The organism is Microcoleus sp. BM001215392 (assembly GCF_036700185.1).
Lineage (GTDB): Bacteria > Cyanobacteriota > Cyanobacteriia > Cyanobacteriales > Microcoleaceae > Microcoleus.
Genome location: NZ_JAUBOJ010000444.1, coordinates 1 through 5,677, shown reverse-complemented (window position 1 = coordinate 5,677; position 5,677 = coordinate 1). Strand labels below are relative to the sequence as shown.

The 5,677-nt window shown below is 42.4% G+C and carries 4 protein-coding genes; 1 reads left to right on the top strand and 3 read right to left on the bottom strand.

The annotated features are described in order from the left end of the window. Positions 1-80: 80 nt before the first annotated feature. The 3 genes from QT974_RS30240 to acpP form a co-directional block, all read right to left on the bottom strand. On the bottom strand, positions 81-437 hold the full coding sequence (locus QT974_RS30240; protein WP_333472078.1) for a hypothetical protein: 357 nt from the start codon (positions 435-437) through the stop codon (positions 81-83). A 175-nt stretch (positions 438-612) separates the two neighbouring features. After that, positions 613-1,074 (bottom strand): hypothetical protein, encoded by a 462-nt coding sequence (locus QT974_RS30235; protein ID WP_333472077.1) that lies wholly within the window; start codon positions 1,072-1,074, stop codon positions 613-615. 202 nt (positions 1,075-1,276) lie between these two features. Further along, a complete protein-coding gene (acpP, locus tag QT974_RS30230; protein ID WP_333472079.1) occupies positions 1,277-1,567 on the bottom strand; it encodes an acyl carrier protein in 291 nt (96 codons plus the stop codon). A 1,375-nt stretch (positions 1,568-2,942) separates the two neighbouring features. Here acpP and QT974_RS30225 point away from each other — a divergent pair. Continuing rightward, positions 2,943-5,543: a dynamin family protein gene (locus QT974_RS30225; RefSeq protein ID WP_333472076.1), complete on the top strand. Its 2,601-nt coding sequence runs from the start codon at positions 2,943-2,945 to the stop codon at positions 5,541-5,543. The last annotated feature ends 134 nt before the right edge of the window (positions 5,544-5,677 follow it).

Genomic DNA, 5,677 nt, shown 5'->3' with positions numbered 1-5,677 from the left:
TTGTTGTTTTTGCTGATTCAACAAAAAATAGAGAAAGGATACCGATCTGGGTTGTTGTTATGTTTATCTCTTTGCTGAGACTAATCTAGATTGTTCACATCTTCATGTTTGTTTACTTCTCTCAATTTACGACCCAAAAATTTAGCTCCTCTAGAACCGACAAACTTAGCCCCTGCTGATAAAATAGTTGGGTCTTGTTCCTGAGAATTGTTTGGGTTTTTGATATCTTGTTTGTCTCTCCCAAAACTAGCAATAAATTCAAAAGCTGGTATCAAGCTTACTAGCAATATTAGCACAACCAAAAATATCGGCATCAGCAATAATCCCAGTAACAGTACAGCACCCTTACCCTTCAGACTAACCAAGATGATGGTGATAATGTTCTCCCACCAAGAACAGCCCCAGCGTCCACAAAATTCTGCAAAAATTAGTTGCATTAGATTTTTACTCCTTAAACTGTATGTCCCTAATTTTTTTGTTCAAACCGCGTTTTGTACTTTCCTTAAGAAAAGAGAATGACCGATCGCACTTTTGTATCTATCTAAATAAAATCAGAGCGATCGCACTTTCGTAGAAATAGCGATCGACCTGGTAAATTTAGCTAAGTATCAATCAATTTGGCAAAGAAGGCGGTGGTGGGGGAGACTGAGAAGGTCGGGGAATATAGCTCGGTTTAGGACGACAAGCTTCTATAATGTCGTTCCGAAACTGGTTAACTTTATCATTTTTTGTATAAAACAGAATGAGATTACTACTACTCGTGTAAATGACAATATAACGCTGTTTTACAACAAAAGCCAACACAATGAAGATAATACCAATGAAGAATATCCCGAGGGTTAAAATTCCGAGTCCGAGCAGCCACCAAGTACAGCCTTCCCCAATTTCAACTGCTTTGACATTTTGAATGGGAATGACAATTTCTTTGATTTCTAAGCCAAAAAATGAAGTGAAATTTCCTTGTAAGGTGTCCCCAACTATTTTAAGAGTTCCTGTACCACTGGTTCGGAGTGGAACTGCACCGACTAATTGACCGGGAAGACCGCTGATTTGTGCAACTGATTTAGACTTCATTTTATTTGATTATTGTTGTAATAAGAATGACATGGCTCGTGCAGTATTTGTTTTCCGCTGTGCCTGAGTTCCTGGTAGGGACACGGCATTGCCGTGTCCCTACACTGATCGCTCTTCTGAGTTGGTATTACATGAAAGCTTGAAGTCTTTCTAGTGCTTTCTTCTGTTTCAGGAATTTCAACTTGGTTACTGTCTTTGCTTTTTAAACACCAACTTTTTTGTAAATGTAATCAACAGCCTGTTGAACTGTTTTTATGTTTTCCGCATCTTCATCGGGAATTTCACTGTCGAATTCCTCCTCGATCGCCATGACTAGCTCTACTGCATCAAGAGAATCGGCTCCTAAATCATTTGCAAAATTAGCGTTGAGGGTTACTTTACTTGCATCAACTTCTAGTTGCTTGGCAACAACGGCTTTGACTTTTTCATAAATTTGCTGCTTAACATTATCGCTTGCGGAAGATTCCGCCGCAATGGTAGCAGTATCAGTCATAGTTTCATCGAACTCTAATTCTAATTCGTCTTCCGATTCATCCCGGACTCTGAAATAGTAAAAAAGATTAGCAACAGCCAAATCAGAGGCTTTCTCCAAGTTCGACGCTACTAAACTTTTATGACCCGCTATTTCCCCTTGCTCAATGATATAACCTTCATACTCTTCACGTCGCTGCCGATCGAGCATCAGTTCCAGTTGAGTGCGAAGCGCATAAAAATGAGACTTCGGCCGCAAATTTTCATAAAATAACTGTTCATCGGGTATTGCTAAAGCTGTTGTGGCTGATTTTTTATCCTCAATAACAGCTAAGTTGGATTGACTGAAATCAGCACTTTGTAACTGTTTTAATTCACTTTCGGGCAAAGCTTTAGTCCACTCAATCTGATTTTGCCAAATCTCTAAAGCAGCTAAATCGCGATCGTGAATGCACGCGATTTCTGGGAAGAGAAAATCTAGTTCGTCGTCTGAGTCGCAGCCGGCAATTACTGTTAAGCCATCTTGACGGATTTGTTGTTGTAGTTGAGAGATCCGATCGCCCGCAGCACCAAATTCATTCTGCACCTGATAAGTCGCGATAATACTTTGCTCGATCGCCCAACTGCACTCTAATCGGCGCAACTGTCCCGCCGCACAGGTTTCTGCCAATAACTGCGGATTTTTGTAATCTGCTAAAGCCTCAAACAACATCCCGCGCGCTGCATCAATTTCAGCATTGCGGCGGTTGATATCTTCCAGTTGCAAAGCCGATCGCATTCGTTGAATTGCTTGATTAAATAACCCGTAAGCCCGCACTAAGACTAAACGGTGGTTATCAAATTTTATATCTGCAACCACTTCGGAAATTAATTGCTTAATTTCCGATCCTTGGCCTTTCAAAAGTTGTTCTAAATTGATGAAACCATTTTCTACTTTAACTTCCAGCCTCTCTACCGCTTTTTTTAGTTTCAATGAGGCGTGCAAATTCACCGCTGACAAGGCTACCCCGGCGAAAGTTCCGACACCAATCACGGCTGTTGTCGCTTGCAGCACGCCCAAACTGGCTTGCACGGCTTGAAAGCCCATTTGCGTTTGGTGCATCTGCAAGCCGCCCATGACAAGCTGCATGGGAGACACTAAGGGGGAGAGAGGGCTATTGTTGAGGGCCGCGCCCACGGCATGGGCCGCAAACTGTCCCGTCGCTGCATCTCTCGCCATGCCGATCGGCACTCCAGCAGATGTAAACACTTGTGCGTACTTGCCAGCCTCGATCGCAGCCTGTACCGCTGCGGGAAATACAAAGTTCATCATTACTTTTTACCCCGGTAGCCTACCCAAGAATAACTTATCTATTATCATATTTTAAATAAAAAAGAATTATGTAAAGGTGCGGCAAATGGACACTTCGCTAATTAGTTCGCAAACTGTTGAGGTTGTTTCACGGCTGGCAGGGGAAAAAATCCGAAAAGAGGATATTAATCCCCCGATTCTGTTTCTGGCGGCGCTGATAACTGTGTTGCTGGGAGTCATTTATGCCGACGGTACTTTTGGCACCCAAGAAAAGCAGCAACTGGCGACAACTTTGAGGGAACTTATTCCTGCTAATAACAGTTTGCAAAAATTGGCACTGCCAATGGTTAAAAGCGTGACGCAACATCAAGTTTACAATAAATTTCCGGTGTTGTTGGCGCTGACAGCGTGTTTTTCTGAGGAGGAAAAACTGCTGCTAATTAGTTTTGGCTATCAAATGTCGGCGGCAGATGGAACGATGGACGATCGCGAAAAAGAGTATTTGCAAAACATCGCCAACAGACTCGGAATCGATGGGCGATTTTTGACTGTTTTGGAAGCGAGTTTTAGCAGTCAAGCAATAAGGGATACAGCAGCTTTAGCAGAAGTCCACTCGTTACTCGATCCGGCACAATTTCAATCTCTTGATGCGATGTTTGTCCGCGCTGCAAGTCACATTATCGAACATTTACCAGCAAAACCGAAACAAAAAACAAATCAAAAGCATTCAGTTTCATCATATCAGGAGTTGAAAAAATTTCAAGATTACCGGAAACAACTAAATGCTGTTTGTCACCCGCTCTATTCAACCCTGCGAGATGGAATCGATCGCAACGTGCTATCTCCTAATTTAACAGAAGAAGTAACAAAAATATCTCGTAAATTAGAATCTCAATGTTTTCGCGTGGCTGTTGTCGGCGAGTTTAGCAAAGGCAAATCAACTTTACTCAATGCTTTGCTGGGTGAGGAAATTCAACCGGTGCGGGATATTCCCTGTAGCGGTACGGTGACTATTTTGAAATACGGGCCGCAGCAGCGGGTAATTTGCAAATATAAAGATGGACGCGAGGAAGAGATTTCACCCCAGCAATATCAAGAGAAAGCTTCAATTTCTGAGGAAGCTGCTTTAGGTTCTTGTGGTGATGAAATTGTCAATTCAGAAATCAAAGAAATCATTTTCGAGCATCCCAATCTCGAATTGTGCCGCAATGGTGTAGAAATTATTGATTCTCCCGGATTGAACGAACAAGCGGAACGCACGTTAGTTACGGAACAGGTTCTCAAAACAACTGATGCGGTGATTTTTTTGACTCACGCTCAAAATGCTTTGACAGAAAAAGAACGGGAACTGCTTTTGTATTTGAAAAAAGAGTTGAATCCCGGTAAAGATGGTGAAGCTGCGAGGAATATTTTTGTGTTAGTTAATTTTGCCGATTTGCTGCGTCGGGAAGAAAGCCGCAAGCAGGTAAGACAAAGGGTAGAAACGATTGTTAAGAGTCAAAGTTTAATTGCTGGTGAAAACCGGATTCATTTTATTTCGGCTCAATCTGCACTTGAGGCGATTTTGGACGGGACGGAAAATGAGTATGTGAAATCTTTTCAGGATTTCACCAAATCTCTGGAACAGTTTTTGACAGTTGAACGGGGGGCGATCGCACTTCAGCAATCCGCCGCCGGAATAAAGCAAATTATTGATACTGGCTGCGAGGAATTGAATCAATATCGGGAAATGTTAGAAGGAAAATTGACAGTTTCTCCAGGAGATAAGGCGAAGATTTTTGAACAAATGGCGGAAGTAAGCGGCCGCGATGTGAAAATCAAACTTTTAGCGGATGAATTGATGGAGCAATCTTTAGAAGAAGTTATTGAATCTTGGAATGAATGGGTGGAAGGATTGGGACAACGCCTAATTGCAAAAAGTCATCGCTGGACTTCCGAACACGGACACATCATGAGTCAAGACAAGTTGACTAAAGATTATGCAGATCAATTTGTACGAGACATCACCGAAGAAATTGATGACTGGGGAAATCAAAAAGTACAGTCTATTTTAAAACAAAATATGGGAGTGCTAGACAGCAAAATCGGTGAAGATATTTATGCAATACGGCAACAATTTCAACAGTTTGACCAACAACTCAGCACTAGCCTTGTCGCTCAATTCAATAACTTAGAAACAGCAGGTAGCTTAGGCGGAATTGGTAGCAGTGGAAGCGGAATAGCTTCATCAATTGGCGAGATTGAGGATGGTGGATTTTTTGGGGGTTTAGGAATTGGTGCAGCAGTTGGTGCTGCGTTGCTATTTTTTACAGGACTTGGTTTTATAGGAGTTGTTTTGGGTGGCTTAGCTGCTGGTGCTGGTGGCGGTTTGGGCTGGAGTTTTTTAGATGGCGATGCTGTTAAAGCTCAGATTAAGGAAAAAGTTTGTGAGTTAGGCTTTGAGAAATTTGGCGAATCGACAGAGCCTATTTTTGAGAAGGTACAACAAAGAATTATTGCAGTATTTGCCGATCGCGCTGATGCGAATAGCGATGCGATGTCAAAAGCAATGTCGCTGTGGGAGAATTTATTGGAACAGCAGGAAAAGCGCGATCGACAAAATCAAGCAGAATGCGAAGCCCAAAAAGTTTGGCTGGCTGACAAACGTCGGGAACTTCAGGAAATGGAAAAGCAAATTGAGGCTGTTTTGAATCAGAGTGCTAAGTAGAACCCCAATTTCTTAAAAAAGTCGGGGTTCTAATACCAATTTAAGGTGAAGTTGCACATATCTCGATCCCCCTCGCATCCCCCGATCGAAGGGGGACTTTGATCGGAATCTTGTCCCCCCCTTATTAAGGGGGG

What these genes read in the sequence shown, in the direction of transcription:
- QT974_RS30240 (WP_333472078.1), bottom strand. Translation starts at nt 437, where the DNA reads ATGCAACTAATTTTTGCAGAATTTTGTGGACGCTGGGGCTGTTCTTGG.
- QT974_RS30235 (WP_333472077.1), bottom strand. Translation starts at nt 1,074, where the DNA reads ATGAAGTCTAAATCAGTTGCACAAATCAGCGGTCTTCCCGGTCAATTA.
- acpP (WP_333472079.1), bottom strand. Translation starts at nt 1,567, where the DNA reads ATGACTGATACTGCTACCATTGCGGCGGAATCTTCCGCAAGCGATAAT.
- QT974_RS30225 (WP_333472076.1), top strand. Translation starts at nt 2,943, where the DNA reads ATGGACACTTCGCTAATTAGTTCGCAAACTGTTGAGGTTGTTTCACGG.